The sequence below is a fragment of the Sphaerisporangium fuscum genome (assembly GCF_018531465.1).
In the GTDB taxonomy this organism is placed as follows: domain Bacteria; phylum Actinomycetota; class Actinomycetes; order Streptosporangiales; family Streptosporangiaceae; genus Sphaerisporangium; species Sphaerisporangium fuscum.
Window position 1 is genome coordinate 70,284 of record NZ_JAHDTF010000039.1, and the last position, 16,396, is coordinate 86,679.

Sequence of the window (16,396 nt, forward strand, 5' to 3'; positions counted from 1 at the left end):
GAAAGGGAAAGGCCGGCCGCGGGAGCGCGGCCGGCCCCGTAAGGGCTTGCGGGGGTGTCAGGAGAGGGACGCCCCCACCACACTGATGGCGTTCTTCGCCACCACCGCCTGCCACGGCACGATGACCACCGTGCCGTCGCGTTCGTACACCACGGCGTCGGCCCCCTCGAAGCCGTACTCCTGCGGCAGCCCGGCCACCGCGGTGGTCTTGCCGGTCGCCGCGTCGATGCGCACCAACCGGGGGGCCAGGTCACGCCGGTCGCCGGACTCCAGGGCGAGCACCCCCTTGTCGTCGGCACGCACGAAGTTGAGCTTGCAGTCGGCGCCACCGGACGACTTCCACAACCGTTTCCCGGTACGCATGTCGAAGGCCAGGGCATAGTCCCGCTCGCGCAGCTTGCCCGGGACGTTCTCGGGGAAGGTGGCCAGATACAGCACCTCGCCGTGCACCGCCACCCGCAGGGTCTCGTTGCCGCCGTCGAAGGCGATCGCGTGGCTCATCCCGAGCATGTCGACGTGTTCCTGCGCGGAGAAGTCGGAGACCTGCTTGCCGGCGGCGTCCAGGACGGTGAACCGCTGGTCGGACCCCTCCGTCATCAGCACCGGCGGGTCGGCCGACAGCACCTTGTCCGGCCCCTCGTCCGGGGCCTGGGACTTCCACTTGATCTTCCCGGTCGCCGGGTCGAATCCGTAGGTGGCCCCCTTGGGGAAGCAGTTCAGGCCGACCACCACGACCTGGGCGGACGCCGCGAGGCCCGTCGAGCGGCAGCCGTCCGCCGGCCTGCCGCTCCACAGCGCCTTCCCGTCGGACAGGCGGAACGCCCGCAGCCCCGACTTCGGCATCGCGATCACGGCGTCGCCGGCCATCGCCAGCTGGGGCACCTCCACCGACTTGGACCCCTCCCGCCGCTTCTCGGCCGGGATCCTCACCTTCCACAGCAGCTTGCCTGAGGCCGTGTCGATGAGCGCGAGGTGGTCGCAGGCGTCCTCACCGCCGTAGGCGATGACACCCTTGCCGCCCGCCGTCGTGAGCGTGGCGCCGCACAGGCTGCCGGAGGGCGCGGGGGTGCCCCAGGCGCGCTTGCCGTCCTTGAGGGAGTAGGCGAGCACGCCGTCCCGCTGGACCCGGACCACCGCGTCGCCGGTCAGCCACGCGCCGAACATCAGCTCGCCGTCGAAGTCCGAGGTGTCCGTCTGGGCGAACGGGATCTTCCACGTCGCGGCCCCGCCGCCCGCGACGGTGCCGCCGCCCGCCCGGCCCGCCACGAACCAGGCCGTCCCGCCGCCGAGGATCAGCAGCCCGACGAGCCCCAGGGCCACGAACAGCACGGTACGGCCGGTCCGCTTCGGCGCCGGGGGCCGCCCCTGGAACCCGTACGGCTGAGGCTCCTGCGGTGGGTACGGCCCTGCGCCGGGCCGCCCCTGGAAGGGCCCCGGGTAGGCCTGGCCGGGGAACCCCTGCTGCTGCGCGCCCGGAGGCGGCTGCGGCGGGTAGGCCTGCGGAGGGCCGGCGTACGGTGGCTGGTTCTGCCCGGGGTACGGCTGGGGGGCCTGTCCGGGGTACGGCTGCTGGTCCTGGCCGGGATAGGGCGGCCGGCCGTGGCCCGGGTACGGCTGGGGGGCCTGTCCGGGATATCCCACCGGCCCCTGCCCCGGGTATCCCACCGGACCCTGCCGCTGCCCGGGGTACGGCTGCCCCTGCGGCGCCGCGTACGGCTGCCGCCCCTGCCCGGGGTGCGGCGGCCCGCCGGGGCCGGGGTGCGGCGGCCCGCCGGAGTACCCGGAGCCCGGATGGGGCGGGCCTCCCGTGTCTCCCGGGCCGTAAGGGTTGTTCGATGGTTCGGTCATTTCGGTGCTTCCCCCGATCAGGCGAGCTTGCCGCGGACGTACTGCGCCCACTTCCGCTCGAACTCCTGCTCGCCGACGCCGAGCACCTCACGGAACGCCGCGTCGGCCTTCTTGCCCCGGTAGTGCGCGGCCACGAAACCCACCATCTTCGCCTCGCCGTACTTTTCGGCGATCATCTGGATGGCGAGGTGGCCGAGCTGGTAGTTGACGCTGGTCAGCCCGTCGAGATCCCAGGAGAGGTTGTCAGGGATCCTGCCCTGGAACTTCTGCGCGAGCCGCCCCTGCACGTACGCGCGCGTCTCCGGGGTGCGCCTGTCGGCCTCGACGCCCTGGCCGCGGTGGGCGACGTACTCCGCGAAGCCCTCCACGATCCAGTGCTCCTGGCCGAGCAGGTCGAAGTCGCCGCTGTCCAGCGTGGCGACCAGCGAGTGGGCGATCTCGTGCCGGAAGATCTCCTTCGCGCCCGCGGTGTCCTCGAAGAACTGAGAGGTCGTGTCGACGACGACCCGGGAGCCGCCGATCTTGACCTGGTCCCCGCTCCCCCGGAAGGTCGGCATCCCGATCGAGATGCCCGACTCGGTGACCTTGCCCTTCGCCGTCCGGAACAGGTGCCCGAGCTGGGACTTGCCCCGCACCAGCGCCACGACGAAGCCGGTCGGCACCTCGGCGGTCTTGTCGCCGTTCTCCGCCCAGAAGTCCAGGTCGCCGGCCGCGGCCTCCTCGGCGGTGGCGGCCAGCTTGCGGGCCTCGGCGGCCTGGGAGGGGGCGGCGAGCACGATCGTGTGCCGCGTCTTGGTGACCGAGACATCCGGCCAGAGGTCCCACGGGGCCGGGTAGAAGACGGTCCTGGAGTCGCCGAGCGGCGAGGGCGCGCCTCCCACCTTGGTGACGACCAGAGGGGCGCCCCTGCCCGCCTTGGTGACCGTCCAGCGGTACCACTCCGGGACGGGCCTCAGGTCGATGCCCGCGAAGCGGTGTACGAACGCGACGTCGAGGGAGAAGGTGACGCCCTTGCCGAAGTTGTTCTGCGCGAGCCCCTGCTGGTCCAGGATCGCGAAGTCGGCGGTGTCCAGCGGCATCTTGCGCAGGTTCTGGAACGTCCGGCTCTGCTCCTTGATCAACCGGCTGTTCTTCTGGTCGAAGATCCGCAGGTATCCCTTGAGGTCGCCGGCGGCGAAGGCCTTGCTGTGGGCCTCGACCGCCTGCTTGAGCTCCTCTTGGGTGACCTTCACGGTGTTGGGGTCGCCGTCGTCCTGCGCGTTCCCCTGGGCGGGGCGGCCGGCGAGCGTCACGCCGACCACCGCGCCGACGCCGACGGTCACCACCACGGCGAGCACCCCCACGGTGATCCACAGCCCGGTCCTGCGGCGGCGGGGCGGCGGCTGAGGCGGGAACGGCTGCTGAAACGGCTGCTGGGGCGGCGCGTACGGAGCCTGCTGCTGCGGCGGGTACGGCGCCTGCTGCGGGTACCGGACGTTCTGGGCCGGTGCCGGGAACTGCGGCTGCTGCCACGGCTGTGGTTGCTGATGTTGCCGGTAAGGCTGCCCCGAAGTCACTCTCGCCCCAGAAGTAACAACAGTAAGAATGCCGGAAACACTACCGGGTGTCCCAAACCTCCACGCAGCCAGACTGATCTCCGCTGGTCGGCGCCTCAGTTCACGGCGGTGCCGAGGTCCTCCCGCCGGGGCGCGCCCGAGGCGGCGGCACCGGCGCGGCGCGCCCAGGCCACCGCCGGCCCCATGGCCCACCCCGCCACCGCGAACAGGCCGCCCAGCAGCAGCCAGCCCGCCACCCCCCAGTCCATGATCAACGTGGTGAGGAGCACCGGGCCGATCATCCGGGCGACGGCCGTCCCGGTGCCGAAGAACCCCTGGTACTGCCCCTGCTTGTCCCGCGGGGCCAGGCCGAAGCCGATCTCCCAGGCGCCGGAGGCGAGCATCATCTCACCGACCACCTGCAGCGAGGCGGCCACGAGCAGGACCGCCGCCGCCGTCGACGCCGACGCCCCCGCCGCCGACAGGGCGAACGCCGCGCACGCCGCCAGCATCACCAGGCCCGAACGGCGCACCGACCGGGCCGCGCCGTCGAGGCCGGTCACCCGGCGGGCCACGCGCACCTGGAACAGCATGACGCCGAGCGTGTTGAGGACCAGCGGCGCGGCCACCATCCAGCTCGCCGCCTCCGTGCGCTGCGCCACCCACAGCGGGATGACCAGGCTGAGCAGCGGCATGTAGAGCAGCATCACCGTGTTCAGCAGGCTGACCAGGGCGTACGGCCGGTCGCGCAGCACCGCGAGCACCGGCTCCCCGCCCACCCTGGGCGGCGACGGCGGCACGACAGGCAGTCTCAGCAGCAGCAGGGCCGAGATGACGAACCCGGCCGCGTCCATGGCGAAGACCGCCAGATAGGCCTCCCGGGTGTCGAAGCGCAACGCCAGCCCGCCGAGCGCCGCGCCGGCCGCCAGCCCCGCGTTGACCGCCGACTGCAGGTGGGCCCGGACCTCGGTACGCCTGGCCGCCTCGATCAGGCCCGCGAGGAGGGCCTGCCGTACCGCCGACAGACCGCACTGGCAGCAGGCGTACAGGCACGCCGCCACCAGGAACATCGCGAACGAGCTCACGAACAGGTACGCGCAGACCGCCACGCCGGTCGCGGCGGCCAGCAGCGCGGCCGTCCCCCGGGGACCGCGCCGGTCGGCCAGGTGGCCGAGGGGGATCCCCGCCACCGCGCCCACGGCCCAGCCCAGGGTCAGGCCGAACCCGACCTGCGCCGGCGACAGCCCGATGACCCGGGTGAAATAGAGCGCCGAGCAGACGTAGTAGGCGCCGTCGCCGACGGAGTTGGCCAGCTGCGCGAGAGCCAGCATCCTCGGCGGGCCCGGCTGGGGGACGATCCGGCTGAACATCGGTCGGGTTCCTCCCGGTGAAGGGCTCCGGCGCGACACCTTCGAGCCGGATCTCAACCGTAGAAGGCAGGCATGTCCAGACAGAAGGTCCAATATCGGCCCGTTATGTTGGGCCACTTTCCCTGCGCCGCCCGGCTTATGCCGCACCTTGCGCGTCGGGTCGCCGCACGGCGCCCCCGCCCGCTGCGGGGGAGCGGATGAGGACAGAATGAGGGGCTGTGGAAGCCCGAATCGCAGTGATCCCCGGCGAACCAGGCGATGACATCCTGGTCGCGAACCTCCAGAAGGCCGTCGCGCGCGGCGGCGGCGCCGTCGTGCCGCTCACCGAGGCCAACGGCCTGATATGGCTCGTCCCAGGAGAACCCGGCCGGCTGCGCGAGGTCCTGCAGAACAACCCGGGCCTCACCTGGGTGCAGTTCCCGTGGGCCGGCGTGGAGAAGTTCGCGGGCACCGGGATCTTCGACCACCCCGCCGTCTTCACCTGCGCCAAGGGCTCCTACGCCGGGCAGGTGAGCGAGCACGCCCTCATGCTGACCCTGGCCTGCCTGCGCGACGTCGCCCGTCAGGCCCGCACGCCCCACTGGCTGCCGCGGCCCCCGCGCTCCCTGCACGGCCGCAGTGTCACCGTCCTGGGCGGCGGCGGCATCGCCGAGGAACTCGTCCGGATCCTTCAGCCGTTCGGCTGCCGCGTCCGGGTGGTGCGCCGCAGCTCACGACCACTGCCCGGGGCCGACGAGACGCTGCCGCCGTCCGCCCTGGCCACCGTGCTCCCCGACACCGACGTCCTGGTGCTCGCCCTGGCCCTGACCGCCGAGACGCGGCACATCGTCGGAGCGGCCGAGCTGGCGCTGCTCCCCGCCCACGCCGTCGTGGTCAACGTGGCCCGGGGCGGCCACATCGACACCGACGCCCTGGTCGCCGCCCTCGACGCCGGGACGATCTCCGCCGCCGGCCTGGACGTCACCGACCCCGAGCCGCTGCCCGAGGGCCACCCGCTGTGGAGCGACCCCAGGGTCCTGATCACCTCCCACTGCGCCGACTCGCCGGACTACGTCATGCGCATGCTGTGCGAGCGCGTCGAGCACAACGTCCGCCACCTGATCGCCGAGGAGCCCCTCGACGGCCTGATCGACCCGGCCACGGGCTACTGAGCGCCCCTCGCCCGCCGAGCGAAGCGAGGCCATCGGACACAGCGGCCATCGGACACAGCGGAGATCGTCACCACACCGGGGCGACACCGGCGGCACCTAGATTCGAGCACGTCCGTTCGTCTGACGATGTGCTGGGGGAAGCCATGCCGACGCAGACCGTTGAACTCCCCAAGGTCGCCCGGGAAGGGATGAGCGCGCCGAGCGTCATCTCCGACTCCTCGCAGGAGCGCTCCTGGTACCCGCCGTACGCGGCTCGCCCGGCCGAGTAACGGCCGCCTGAGAAGGGCCGGTGGCGGTACGCCCGCCACCGGCCCGCCCGGAGGACAGCGGAGCCGACTGCGCATCGAGGTGAACGTCTTGACCCCTGTATCCCACATCGACCTGGTTCTCGGTTCCGATCCCCAGTTCGGGTCCGCCGAGGCCATCGAGGCCAGGAACCTGGCACGCTTCCGCCTGGGCCTGACCGCCCTCGGCCACCGGAACCCCGGGGCCGCCGCCGCGCTCGAACGGCTCGGCGGCTGGAGTGACGACGAGATCCGGCCGTGGATGTACGACCCGGTGCTGCGCACCGCGTTCGAGGAGGACCTGGCCTCCCTGGAGGAGGGCGCCGACGCGACCAGGCTGGTCTCCTGCCTCGAACGGCTCGGCGACCTCGTCCCGGACGGCACCGGTCCCTGCGAGCGCACGATGAGCCCACGCGTCCGCCCATGGCCGGAACGCGGAGTCGGATGGGTGTGGACCGCCGCGTCGTCCACCGGCGCGGGACTCGGCCACGACGTCCTCACCGGCAGGCTCGAAGAGCTGTTCTCCCGCGCGATCTCGGCCGAGGGGATCACCAACGGAAGCAGGGGCGTCCCGGGCGCCGACATGCCGGCCCGGCTGCGCAAGGGCGCCGATCTGCTCGCCGAGCTGCTCCCGCACGCGGGGGCCGGGGTGCTGCCGCACATCTCCCTCGTGGGGTTCCTGCACGAGGAGACGGTGGAGGGGCCCGTCCAGTCGATCTCGGGCGGCGATCCGTTCGCTTCGTCCATGTTCATGGCCCCCGAGCGGCTCGCCGATCCGTGGCTGACGGCGGAGTCGCTGCTCCACGAGGGGCTGCACCTGAAGCTGTTCGACGTGATCCGCACCGGTTCCCTGGCCGACGACCTGTACCAGACCGTGCCGATCCCCTGGCGGGTCAATTCGTGGACGCTCACCCGCGTGCTGTTCGCCCTGCACGTGTACGTGCACCTCGTGCTGTTCCGCGCGGCGGCCGCGAACGCCTCCCCCGAGGTGCGTGCCCGGTACGGCGAGCCGCCCGCCAGCGAGGTCCTGGACGCCGCGACCCCGGGCAGCGCCTCGGCCGCCGCGGGCACCCATGTCACCGGCCTGGAACGCGCCGCCTACCTGGGACGGCAGGCCGGCGAGGTGTACAGGGCGCAGCTGACGCCGGACGGCAGGCGCTTCGTCGACTGGCTCCTGGCCGCCCTCGACTCCCTGACGCCGGGCCACCACCTCGCCCCGCCCACCCGGATCCCCACCGAGTCCCCGGGCGACATCGCCGCGGGTTCGGCTGCCGGGGAAGCGCTCCCCCTCGTGCTGAACGACCTCGGCTACCGCAAGGCGGAACCCGTCATGGTGTGCCCGGTACCCGAGCAGGGCCGGCTGGCCGTGGTCGTCCCGGAGCCGCCCCGCATCCGCTGGCTGAACGATCACGCCTGGTTGATCTACGCCCTGTGCGACGGCGACGACCTGCCGTCCATGCGCAAGAGATACCGCGAACTCTCCGGCCAGGACACCGACACCCCCCTGGCCACCGGCCTGACCGGCCTCCTGAGCACAGGCCTGATCGTGCCCAACTGATCCATCGAGTCCCCCGCCGTACAACGGCGCCGCGGTACGGCGGGCGGGAGGCTAGGTGGTCCGCAGGAGTGCCTGCACTTGGGCGGCCTCCGGGAGGCCGAGGTCTGTGTAGATCTTCAGGGCCTCCCGGAGGTGGGCGCGAGCGGCCGACGGGGTGGCGAGGGTGTGGTGCAGGGTGGCGAGGGCGCGGTGGGTCTCGGCCGCGCCTCGCCGGTCGCCGATGTCGCGGCGGATGGCGAGGGCCTGCTCCAGGCAGGCCAGGGCCTCCGCGTGGTCGCCGAGGCCCCGGTGGACGCCCGCCAGGTCGTTCAGCACCTGCCCCTCGCCCTTGCGGTCACCGGTGTGCCGGTGGATGGCCAGCGCCTCCAGCAGGTGCGCGGCGGCGCTGTCGTACTCGCCGAGGTGGGTCTCCACCAGCCCGATGTTGTTCAGGGCCCGGCCCTCGCCCTTGCGGCTGCCGCTCGCCCGGCGCAGCGCGAGCGCCCGGACGTACAGGTCGAACGCCTCTGCGTGGCGTCCCTGCTCCTCGTACAGGACGCCCAGGTTGTTGAGCACGTTGCCCTCCCCCTGGACGTCGCCCGTCTCCCGGTGGACGGCCAGCGCGCGCTCGTAGTGGGCGATCGCCACGTCGTACCTTCCGAGCGACCGGTGGACGATGCCCAGCAGGTTGAGCGTCCTTCCCATGGCCGCGCGGTCCCCGGTGAGCTCCTGGAGGCGCAGCGCCTCGCCGAGTTCGCCGCGCGCGTCCACGTACCGTCCCGTCTGCCAGTGGACGGTCCCGATGCTGCGCAGCGCCGCCGCCACGCCTCGCGGGTCGCCGGCGCGGCGGTAGATCTCCCGGGCCTCCCGGTGGACGGCGAGCGCCTCGCCGTACCGTCCCAAATGCACCAGAGCGGCGCCGAGGTCGTTGCGCGCGCCGGCCGCCGCGCCGGGGACGCCGGTCCGGTCGGCGGCGCGGGCGGCCAGGGAGTGGAGTTCCACGGCCGTGTGCAGGCTCTGGCGCCGCTCCAGGAACATCGCCAGCCTCGCCGGCACCCGCCAGGCGAAGTCCAGCCCGAGGTCGGCCGCGTGCCGGGTCGCGGCGAGCAGGGCCTCCCCTTCCTCCTCCAGGGGAAGCAGGTCGGCCGAGCGGGCGATGGCCAGGTACCGGTCGAGCAGCCGTCCCACCGCCTCGGCGCGGGCCTCCGGCCCGTCCTCGGTATCGGCCTTGTGCCGGGCGTAGTCGAAGAGCAGGTCGTGGAAGCGGTACCGTTCCTGGCCGCGCGGCCCCCGATGGGCCTTGATGAGGCTCGCGGCCGCGAGCGAGTCGAGCCGCGCCCGTGCCTCGGCCTCGCCGGCCCCGAGCATCGCGGCCAGGGCCCCGGCGGTGAGGCCGCGCGCCGACAGCAGCCCGAGCCGCCGGAACGCGGTGCGGTCGGCGGGCGCGAGCGCGTCGTAGGACAGGTCGAAGGTCGCGGTGACGGCCGCCCGCCCGTGCTCGCCCAGCCGCAGCGCGCCCAGCCGTCCGCGTTCGGTCAGGTCCTCCACGAACCGTGCCAGGCTCCGGTGCGGATGGCCGGCGAGGTGCGCGGCGGCGATGCGCAGCGCGAGCGGGAGCCGTCCGCACAGCCGGGCGAGCTCGGCCGCCGCGTCCGGCTCGGCGTGGAGCCGGGCCTCCCCGATGATCGCGGCCAGCATCGTCACGGCCTCCGCCTCGGAGAGCACGTCGAGGTCGATGGCCCGTACCGCCTGGTGGAGGGCCAGGCCCGTGAGACGGCTGCGGCTGGTGACCAGCACGAAGCAGTCGGGGTTGCCGGGGAGCAGCGGCCGGACCTGCTCGGGATCGGCCGCGTTGTCCAGGACGACCAGCAGGCGCCGGCGCGCGAGCAGCGACCGGTAGGCGGCGGCGAGCTCGCCCTCCTCGGCGGGCACCTGCTCGGCGGGGGTGCCGAGGGCCCGGACGAAGCGGCCGAGCACCTCCCGCGCGGTGAGCGCCTCCCCCGGGTGATGCCCCCGCAGGTCCATGAAGAGCTGCCCGTCGGGGAAACGCGAGGCCATCCGGTGGGCCCAGTGCACGGCGAAGGCCGACTTGCCGACCCCCGGCATGCCGCTGACGACGGCGACGACGCCGGGACGGGTGCCGGCCACCTCGGTGAGCGCGGCGTGCGGGCCCGCCCGGCCGGTGAAGTCGGCGACGTCGGCCGGGAGCTGGGCGGGCACGACGGGGCCGTACGGATCGTCGTGCCCCAGGACGACCATGTGCGCGCGCCGTAGTTCAGGGCCGGGATCGAGCCCGAGCTCCTCCGCGAGGATCTCGCGGGCCTCGCCGTAGGCGGCCAGGGCCTCGCTCCGCTGCCCGGACCCGTGCAGGCTGAGCACCAGCCGCGCCCAGAGGGACTCCCGCAGCGGATTCTCCGCCAGCACCCGCCGCGCCTCGTCCGCCGCCACCGCGTGCCGGCCGAGCCGCGACAGGACGTCGACGCTCTCCTCGAACACCGTCAGCCGCCGCTCCTCCAGCCTGTTCCGCTCCGCCGCGATCATCGGGGAGTCCGGCACGTCCGACAGCGACGGCCCCCGCCACAGGCCGGCCGCCTGCCGGTACCGCCGCGCCGCCTCCTCCAGGCGCCCCCGCGCGGCCAGGTCCCCCGCCTCGGCGGCGAGGCGTCGAAGACCCGGGCGTCCAGCTCGGCGCCGTCCGGCCGCAGCACGTATCCGGGGTCCTCCCGGACGAGAGCCGGGCCGCCCGCGCCCGGCAGCGCGCGGCGCAGCCGGGAGATCAGGGAGTGCAGGGTGCTCTCGACGCTGCGCGGCGGGTCCGTCCCCCACAGTTCGAGGATCAGGCGCTCGGCCGGCACGACCTGCCCGGCCCTGATCAACAGGAGCGCCAGGAGTGCCCGTTGTTTGGGCGCGGTGAGCGGAATCCGCCTGCCGGACCGCCAGACCTCCAGGGCTCCGAGGATCCGGAAATCCAAGCCTCCCCCTCCACGCCTGGCCGCCGGGCTGTGGCGCAAGCCCGGCGCAAGCGGCTGCTGGCAGTCTAGATCGAAATGGGTCCCGCCTTATCGGGCGACCGAAAGAACAGCTCAGGATGTGATCTGACATGCTTCTGCTGTCCCATCACGACCACGATCATCAGATGTCGCCTCGTTCGCCGCGGTTCGGACTGCTCGGCTCGCTCCAGCTCGTGCGGGACGGCCAGGTGGTCCCCGTCCGGGCTGCCAAGCACCGGACCCTGCTCGCCGTCCTGGCCGTCAACGCCAACCGGCCGGTGCCCGTCGAACGGATCGCCGAGGAGCTCTGGCAGGACGAGGAGCCGAAGTCGCCGCGCAAGACGTTGCAGGGCTACGTCTGGCGGTTGCGCGGCATGCTGGGCGACGGCCTGCTGACCTGGGGGAACTGCTACGAGCTTCGCACCGGGGCCGGCCAGATCGACGCGGTCAGGTTCGAGGAGCTGCTCGGGTCCGGCAGGAAGGCGCTCCTGGCCGGGCACCTGCAGGCGGCGGTCGACCGGCTCCGGTCGGCGCTGGCGCTCTGGCGGGGGCCGGTGCTGGCGGACGTTCCGGCCACGCCGCTGATCTCGGCGTACTCCCACCGGCTGGAGGAGATGAGGTTGCTGGCCACCGAGGCCGCCATCGAGGCCGACCTCCGGCGCGGCCGCCACGCCGACGTGATCCCGGCCCTGCGCGAGCTCACCGCCGGGCATCCCCTGCGCGAGACGCCGCGCGCCCAGCTCATGCTCGCCCTGTTCCGGTCGGGGCGGCAGACGGAGGCGCTCGCGGTGTACGCCGAGCTGCGGGCCCTTCTCGTCGGCGACCAGGGCCTGGAGCCGGGGATGGACGTACGGCGGCTGCACCAGCGCATCCTCGAGAGCGACGCCACCCTCCACCTCTGAGGACCCGCCGTTCCGCTCCTGGCGAGAGAGGCGACGGAGGCGATCAGCCGGTGCCAGGATGGTGCCGTGATGGAGCTGAACGGACGTCCCGTGACCGCCGAGGAGCTGGGCGCGCTCGCGCTCTACAACTACGGCCACTTCACCACCATGCTGGTGGAGCACGGGCGGGTGCGCGGCCTCTCCCGCCATCTCGACCGGCTCCTCGGCGACTGCCGCATCCTGCACGGCGTCGACCTCGACCTCGACCGGGTGCGCCACCTGGCGCGCAGGGCCGCCTCGGCGCCCTCGCCGGTCGTCGTCAGGGTCACGGTGTTCGACCCCGAGTTCGACATGGCGCACCCGGCGGCCAAGGCGAGCCCCGAGGTCCTCGTGACCACGCGTCCCGCCCCGTCCGGCCTGCCCCCGTTGACGCTCGGGGTCGTGGAGTACGAGCGCGACCTGCCCGAGGTGAAGCACTGCGGGCTGTTCGGCCCCCTGATGCACCGCCGTTTCGCCCAGCTCGGCGGCACCGACGACGTGGTGTTCGCCGACGGCCGGCAGTGCCTCAGCGAGGGGCCCAGCTGGAACATCGGGTTCGTGCGCGACGGGCGGGTCGTCTGGCCCGGCTCCGGCCACCTCAACGGGGTCACGATGCGCCTGCTGAACGACGTCATGACCAGGGCCGGCATCCCCTTCGGCACCGCGTCCGTCGGCACCGGGGACCTCGCGTCGATGAGCGCCGCCTTCGTCACCAACGCCACCGTCGGCGTACGTCCCGTGCGGGCGATCGACGCCGCGGAGTTCCCCGCCGACCATCCGCTGGTCACCACTCTGCGCCGCGAGTACACCGCCCTCCCGGGCGAGCCCTTGTAGTGGCTACGGCCGGTCCACCCGGTACACGTAGTGCAGGGGGGCGTCGATCGGGTTGTCCGGCTCCAGCTCCCCCTCGCCCACCCGCCGGAAGCCCGCCTTCTCCAGAGCCCGCCACGACGCGCGGTTGGCCGCCACCACCGGCACCAGCAGGCAGGTGGCATCGGGATGATCGGACCAGGTCCTGGTCACCATCGAGGCGATCATGCGGGGGCCGAGGCCGCGCCCGACGCGCCCGGGGTCGCCGATGAGGTAGTCGACGCTCATCGCGCCGGCCGGGACCTCGACGATGGGCGTCAGATCGGCGGCGTAGGCGGGGTAGTCGGCCAGCCGGCAGCGCTGGATCAGCCCCACCGGCAGGCCGTCGAGGAGCGTGAGGAAGTCCTCCGACGGCTCCTCGCCGCGGGCGGCGGGACCGAAGTCGCGGCGCACGGCCTCGGGCGAGGTCTCGTGGTTCCACCAGCGGGCGACGTGCGGCTGCTCCAGCCACCCTCGTAGCAGGGGGAAGTCGGTCTCGCCGAGCCGGCGGAAGGTGATCACCACATCGAGCGCCGAGCCGTCCATGCGGCGACGGTAGCAACGCGGCCCTTCCCCCAGAAAGCCGTTTTCCGGCGGCTCACCCGACGGACCGTCAGCGGCGGAGCGGGACGGTGCCGGTGGCGGTGGCGGCCAGGTCCTCGTAGACGGCGGGGACGGTGGTGAAGGCGGCCAGCGTGATGGTCTTGTTGCGGCCGTGGTAGTCGCTGGACCCCGTGACGCGCAGGCCGAGGTCGCGGGCGAGGGAGCGCACATGCTCGCGATCCTCGGGCGTGTGGTCGGCGTGGCCGGCTTCGACGCCCCACAGCCCGGCCGCGGCCAGCTCGGCGATCAGCGAGTCGGGGACGATGTGCCCCCGGCGGCCCGCCCGGGGATGCGCGAGCACCGGGACCCCTCCCGCCTCCCGTGCCAGCCGGACCGCCGTGAAGACGTCGATGTCGTCCTTCGGCAGGCGGTAGCGGCGGCCGAGCCACTCCGGTCCGAAGGCCTCGTCGACCGATCCCACCAGTCCTCTCCGCATGAGCGCGTGCGCGATGTGCGGACGTCCCACGGTTCCGCCCGGCGCGTCGGCGAGGACCTCGGCGAGGGTGACGTCGATGCCGTCGGCGTTCAGCAGCTCGACCATGCGCCGGGCCCGCGTCTCCCGCGATTCCCGCACCCTCGCCATCTCCGCCGAAAGCCCCTCGTGGGCCGGGTCGAACAGGTAGACCAGCAGATGGAGCCCCACGCCCGGCCCGTCGCCGTACCACCTCGCGGACAGCTCCGCCCCGCGCACCAGCGTCAGCCCCGGCGGCAGCGCCTCCGCCGCGGCCGCCCACCCGGCGGTGGTGTCGTGATCGGTGATCGCGACCACGTCGAGCCCCGCCCCGGCGGCCTTGCCCATGAGCTCGGCGGGGGTGTCGGTGCCGTCGCTGGCCGTGGAGTGGGCGTGCAGGTCGATCCGCATACCGCCAAGCCTGTCAGCATTCGCGCTGCTTGGGGAACCGCCGGATGCGCCTCGTCCCCGGGCGACCAGCGCGCCGGCCGTGTCACCCGGCCGCGGTGAAGTAGGCGGCCGGATCAAGGGAGTTGAGCGCGATCCAGCGCTGCGCCGTCGCTTCGGCGGGCGCCTGGCCGCCGCCCGGCGAAGCGTGGAAGAAGCCCTGCACGTCGAGAGCGATGCGGGGGTCGTCGTCGATGCGCCGCGCCATGTCGTAGTAGACGGCCAGCTCATGGGCGCACCGCGGGGTGGCGGCCGGGCAGGAGCAGTCGACGCTGTCGAGGACCGGCGCGAGCGGATGGCCCGCCTCGGCGATCGCGCAGTACAGATCGTCGGTGAGCAGGGGCTGGATGCCGCTCAGCTGACGGGAGATCTCGGCCGTCGCCCCCGCGGACATCGGCGCGACCTCGATCGTGACCACCGAGGTGCCGCGACCTCGGTGCACGACGGCGCGCACCGTCCGGCCGTCGAACGTGATCTGCACCTTCCTGTCGCGCGCCATGCGCCGGGCACTCGGCAGCTGGGGATCGGGACGGGTCTGGCGCAACGACTCGGCGAACCGGACCCAGTCCTTGCCCCACTTCGTGTAACCGTAGTCGTGGTCGGCCATGGTCAGTTGACTCGCTTCCTGCGCAGGACCTCGATGAGACGGTCGTCGTCCAGGCGGGCCAGCTCGGCGACGCTGGACATGTCGGCGATGTCCGACAGCGCGGACTTGCGGTCGTGCATGGCCGCGATGTGCTCCTCGATGGTGGATCCGGTGGTCAGGGTGGTGACGGTGACCGTGCGGGTCTGACCGATCCGGTGGACCCGGTCGGACGCCTGGGCCTCCACGGCCGGGTTCCACCACCGGTCGAAGTGGATGACGTCGGCCGCGCGCGTGAGCGTGAGCCCGGTGCCCCCGGCCTTCAGGCTGAGGACGAGCACCTTCGGGCCGTCGTCGGACTGGAACCGGCGGACGATGTCGGCCCGTTGCTCCGGGTTCAGGCCGCCGTGGAAGAACGGCGTACTCACCCCGAACCGTTCGGCGAAGTGCCGGACCAGCAGCTCACCGGTCTGCCGGTACTGGGTGAAGACGAGGGCCGGAGAGTCGTTCTCCAGGTTGTTGGCCACGATGTCGGTGCACAGGTCGAGCTTTCCCGACCTGCCCGACAGCTCACCGAGGTCGTCGGTGATCAGGCCCGGATGGTTGCAGACCTGCTTGAGCGAGGTCAGGACGGCGAGCACCTTGGTCTGCCGCTGGGCGCCACTGCCGAAGCCGTCGTCGATGACCTGCTCCAGCAGCCGGTCGTACAGCCTCTCCTGCTCCTCGGTGAGGTCGCAGATGAGATCGGCGTGGATCTTCGGCGGGAGCGACCTCGCGACCTGGGACTTCTTGCGCATCAGCACGACCGGCTCGATGGCACCGCGCAGCCGGGCGGAAGCGGCCTGGGAGCCGTCCGCGATCGGCCGCACGAAACGACGGTGGAACTGCGCCCGGTTCCCGAACAGGTGCGGCGCGACCAGATCGAGCAGGGCCCACAGCTCGTCGAGGTGGTTCTCGACGGGCGTCCCGGTCAGGGCGATCCGCGCGTCGGCCGCGATGGTGCGCGCGGCCTTCGACACCTGCGTACCGGGGTTCTTCAGGTTCTGCGCCTCGTCGAAGATCACGGTGCTCCACTGGATCCCCGCCAGGGCCGGGCTGTGCGTACGCAGGGTGGGATAGCCGGTGAGCACCACCGTGCCGTCGTCCACCTCGGGCAGCGGCCCGCCGCGCCAGGTCGCCGCCCGCAGGCCAGGTGCGAACCGCGCGATCTCGTGTGCCCAGTTCCCCACCAACGACGTGGGACAGACCACCAGTTGCGGCCCCTTCCCGGCCCGTCCGGCGACACAGCCGATGGTCTGCAGGGTCTTGCCGAGTCCCATCTCGTCGGCCAGCACCGCGCCGCCGTGCGTCTCGATGGTCTCGCGCAGCCAGCTCACCCCGCGCACCTGGTACGGGCGCAGCTTGGCGGTGAGCGCCGTGCGCATCTCGGCCCCCACCGCGGTGGTGCGGCGGAAGACGCCGCTCGCGTGTTCCGCCGTCGTGACGGCGACACCCGTGGCGTCGGGGACCGCGTGCGCGGCGATCGGCAGAGCCGGCTCGCCGCCCGCGATCCACGACCGCCAGACGTCCACCGACCGGCCGGCCGAGTCGAGGGGCACGGCCAGGAGCCGGTCCGGCTCGATCAGCACGCAATCGACGTCGGACACCTTGAGCCTGCCGAGGTCCGGCGTCGGCACGACCAGGGGGATGGTCTCGACGTCACCGACCGGCGGGGCCGCCCCCACGGCGCCGCCGGCCCAGCTCCACAGGGCGAACATGTGCCGGTCGGGCAGGTAGGTGGCCTGAACGTCCGGCCGCGCCTCGGGAAGTTTCTGCTTGGTTCCCATGG

General features: G+C 73.0%; 14 protein-coding genes. 5 read left to right on the forward strand and 9 right to left on the reverse strand.

The features are described from left to right. Positions 1 to 57: 57 nt before the first annotated feature. From KIK05_RS39320 to KIK05_RS39330, 3 genes are all read right to left on the reverse strand, one after another. Complete coding sequence (locus KIK05_RS39320) at positions 58 to 1,848, reverse strand: outer membrane protein assembly factor BamB family protein (RefSeq protein ID WP_214415966.1); 1,791 nt, start codon at positions 1,846 to 1,848, stop codon at positions 58 to 60. Positions 1,849 to 1,865: 17 nt separating this feature from the next. Beyond that, complete coding sequence (locus KIK05_RS39325) at positions 1,866 to 3,404, reverse strand: gluzincin family metallopeptidase (RefSeq protein ID WP_214415967.1); 1,539 nt, start codon at positions 3,402 to 3,404, stop codon at positions 1,866 to 1,868. Positions 3,405 to 3,499: 95 nt separating this feature from the next. Then, positions 3,500 to 4,753 (reverse strand): MFS transporter, encoded by a 1,254-nt coding sequence (locus KIK05_RS39330; protein ID WP_214415968.1) that lies wholly within the window; start codon positions 4,751 to 4,753, stop codon positions 3,500 to 3,502. A gap of 218 nt (positions 4,754 to 4,971) precedes the next feature. On the opposite strand from KIK05_RS39330, the gene KIK05_RS39335 reads away from it, so the two are divergent. The 3 genes from KIK05_RS39335 to KIK05_RS39340 all read left to right on the forward strand — a co-directional run bounded on the left by KIK05_RS39335 (position 4,972) and on the right by KIK05_RS39340 (position 7,746). Continuing rightward, a complete protein-coding gene (locus KIK05_RS39335; RefSeq protein ID WP_214415969.1) occupies positions 4,972 to 5,904 on the forward strand; it encodes a D-isomer specific 2-hydroxyacid dehydrogenase family protein in 933 nt (310 codons plus the stop codon). A 143-nt stretch (positions 5,905 to 6,047) separates the two neighbouring features. After that, positions 6,048 to 6,173, forward strand: a complete 126-nt coding sequence (locus tag KIK05_RS48500) for a hypothetical protein (RefSeq protein WP_284681559.1) — start codon at positions 6,048 to 6,050, stop codon at positions 6,171 to 6,173. An 88-nt stretch (positions 6,174 to 6,261) separates the two neighbouring features. Continuing rightward, complete coding sequence (locus KIK05_RS39340; protein WP_214415970.1) at positions 6,262 to 7,746, forward strand: aKG-HExxH-type peptide beta-hydroxylase; 1,485 nt, start codon at positions 6,262 to 6,264, stop codon at positions 7,744 to 7,746. Between the two features lie 51 nt (positions 7,747 to 7,797). On the opposite strand, the gene KIK05_RS39345 is transcribed toward KIK05_RS39340, so the two are convergent. Both KIK05_RS39345 and KIK05_RS47620 read right to left on the reverse strand, forming a co-directional pair. Further along, entirely contained in the window at positions 7,798 to 10,365 is a 2,568-nt protein-coding gene (locus KIK05_RS39345) for an ATP-binding protein (RefSeq protein ID WP_250564210.1), read from the reverse strand. After that, a complete protein-coding gene (locus KIK05_RS47620) occupies positions 10,263 to 10,697 on the reverse strand; it encodes an AfsR/SARP family transcriptional regulator (RefSeq protein ID WP_250564195.1) in 435 nt (144 codons plus the stop codon). The genes KIK05_RS39345 and KIK05_RS47620 overlap by 103 nt, the downstream gene beginning before the upstream one ends. A 164-nt stretch (positions 10,698 to 10,861) precedes the next feature. Between KIK05_RS47620 and KIK05_RS39350 the strand changes: the two genes are divergently transcribed. Both KIK05_RS39350 and KIK05_RS39355 read left to right on the forward strand, forming a co-directional pair. Beyond that, a complete protein-coding gene (locus KIK05_RS39350; protein ID WP_214415972.1) occupies positions 10,862 to 11,617 on the forward strand; it encodes an AfsR/SARP family transcriptional regulator in 756 nt (251 codons plus the stop codon). 69 nt (positions 11,618 to 11,686) lie between these two features. Further along, positions 11,687 to 12,469, forward strand: a complete 783-nt coding sequence (locus KIK05_RS39355; protein WP_214415973.1) for an aminotransferase class IV family protein — start codon at positions 11,687 to 11,689, stop codon at positions 12,467 to 12,469. 3 nt (positions 12,470 to 12,472) lie between these two features. Here the strand turns inward: KIK05_RS39355 and KIK05_RS39360 are convergent, their stop codons facing one another. The 4 genes from KIK05_RS39360 to KIK05_RS39375 all read right to left on the reverse strand — a co-directional run bounded on the left by KIK05_RS39360 (position 12,473) and on the right by KIK05_RS39375 (position 16,394). Beyond that, positions 12,473 to 13,030, reverse strand: a complete 558-nt coding sequence (locus tag KIK05_RS39360) for a GNAT family N-acetyltransferase (protein WP_214415974.1) — start codon at positions 13,028 to 13,030, stop codon at positions 12,473 to 12,475. A 67-nt stretch (positions 13,031 to 13,097) separates the two neighbouring features. After that, positions 13,098 to 13,949: a PHP domain-containing protein gene (locus tag KIK05_RS39365; RefSeq protein WP_214415975.1), complete on the reverse strand. Its 852-nt coding sequence runs from the start codon at positions 13,947 to 13,949 to the stop codon at positions 13,098 to 13,100. Positions 13,950 to 14,031: 82 nt separating this feature from the next. Continuing rightward, positions 14,032 to 14,592 (reverse strand): hypothetical protein, encoded by a 561-nt coding sequence (locus tag KIK05_RS39370; RefSeq protein ID WP_214415976.1) that lies wholly within the window; start codon positions 14,590 to 14,592, stop codon positions 14,032 to 14,034. Positions 14,593 to 14,594: 2 nt separating this feature from the next. Then, positions 14,595 to 16,394, reverse strand: coding sequence for a DEAD/DEAH box helicase (locus KIK05_RS39375; RefSeq protein WP_250564196.1), 1,800 nt, complete (start codon positions 16,392 to 16,394; stop codon positions 14,595 to 14,597). Between the last annotated feature and the right edge of the window lie 2 nt (positions 16,395 to 16,396).

What these genes read in the sequence shown, in the direction of transcription:
- KIK05_RS39320 (WP_214415966.1), bottom strand. Translation starts at nt 1,848, where the DNA reads ATGACCGAACCATCGAACAACCCTTACGGCCCGGGAGACACGGGAGGC.
- KIK05_RS39330 (WP_214415968.1), bottom strand. Translation starts at nt 4,753, where the DNA reads ATGTTCAGCCGGATCGTCCCCCAGCCGGGCCCGCCGAGGATGCTGGCT.
- KIK05_RS48500 (WP_284681559.1), top strand. Translation starts at nt 6,048, where the DNA reads ATGCCGACGCAGACCGTTGAACTCCCCAAGGTCGCCCGGGAAGGGATG.
- KIK05_RS39350 (WP_214415972.1), top strand. Translation starts at nt 10,862, where the DNA reads ATGTCGCCTCGTTCGCCGCGGTTCGGACTGCTCGGCTCGCTCCAGCTC.
- KIK05_RS39355 (WP_214415973.1), top strand. Translation starts at nt 11,687, where the DNA reads ATGGAGCTGAACGGACGTCCCGTGACCGCCGAGGAGCTGGGCGCGCTC.
- KIK05_RS39360 (WP_214415974.1), bottom strand. Translation starts at nt 13,030, where the DNA reads ATGGACGGCTCGGCGCTCGATGTGGTGATCACCTTCCGCCGGCTCGGC.
- KIK05_RS39365 (WP_214415975.1), bottom strand. Translation starts at nt 13,949, where the DNA reads ATGCGGATCGACCTGCACGCCCACTCCACGGCCAGCGACGGCACCGAC.
- KIK05_RS39370 (WP_214415976.1), bottom strand. Translation starts at nt 14,592, where the DNA reads ATGGCCGACCACGACTACGGTTACACGAAGTGGGGCAAGGACTGGGTC.
- KIK05_RS39375 (WP_250564196.1), bottom strand. Translation starts at nt 16,394, where the DNA reads ATGGGAACCAAGCAGAAACTTCCCGAGGCGCGGCCGGACGTTCAGGCC.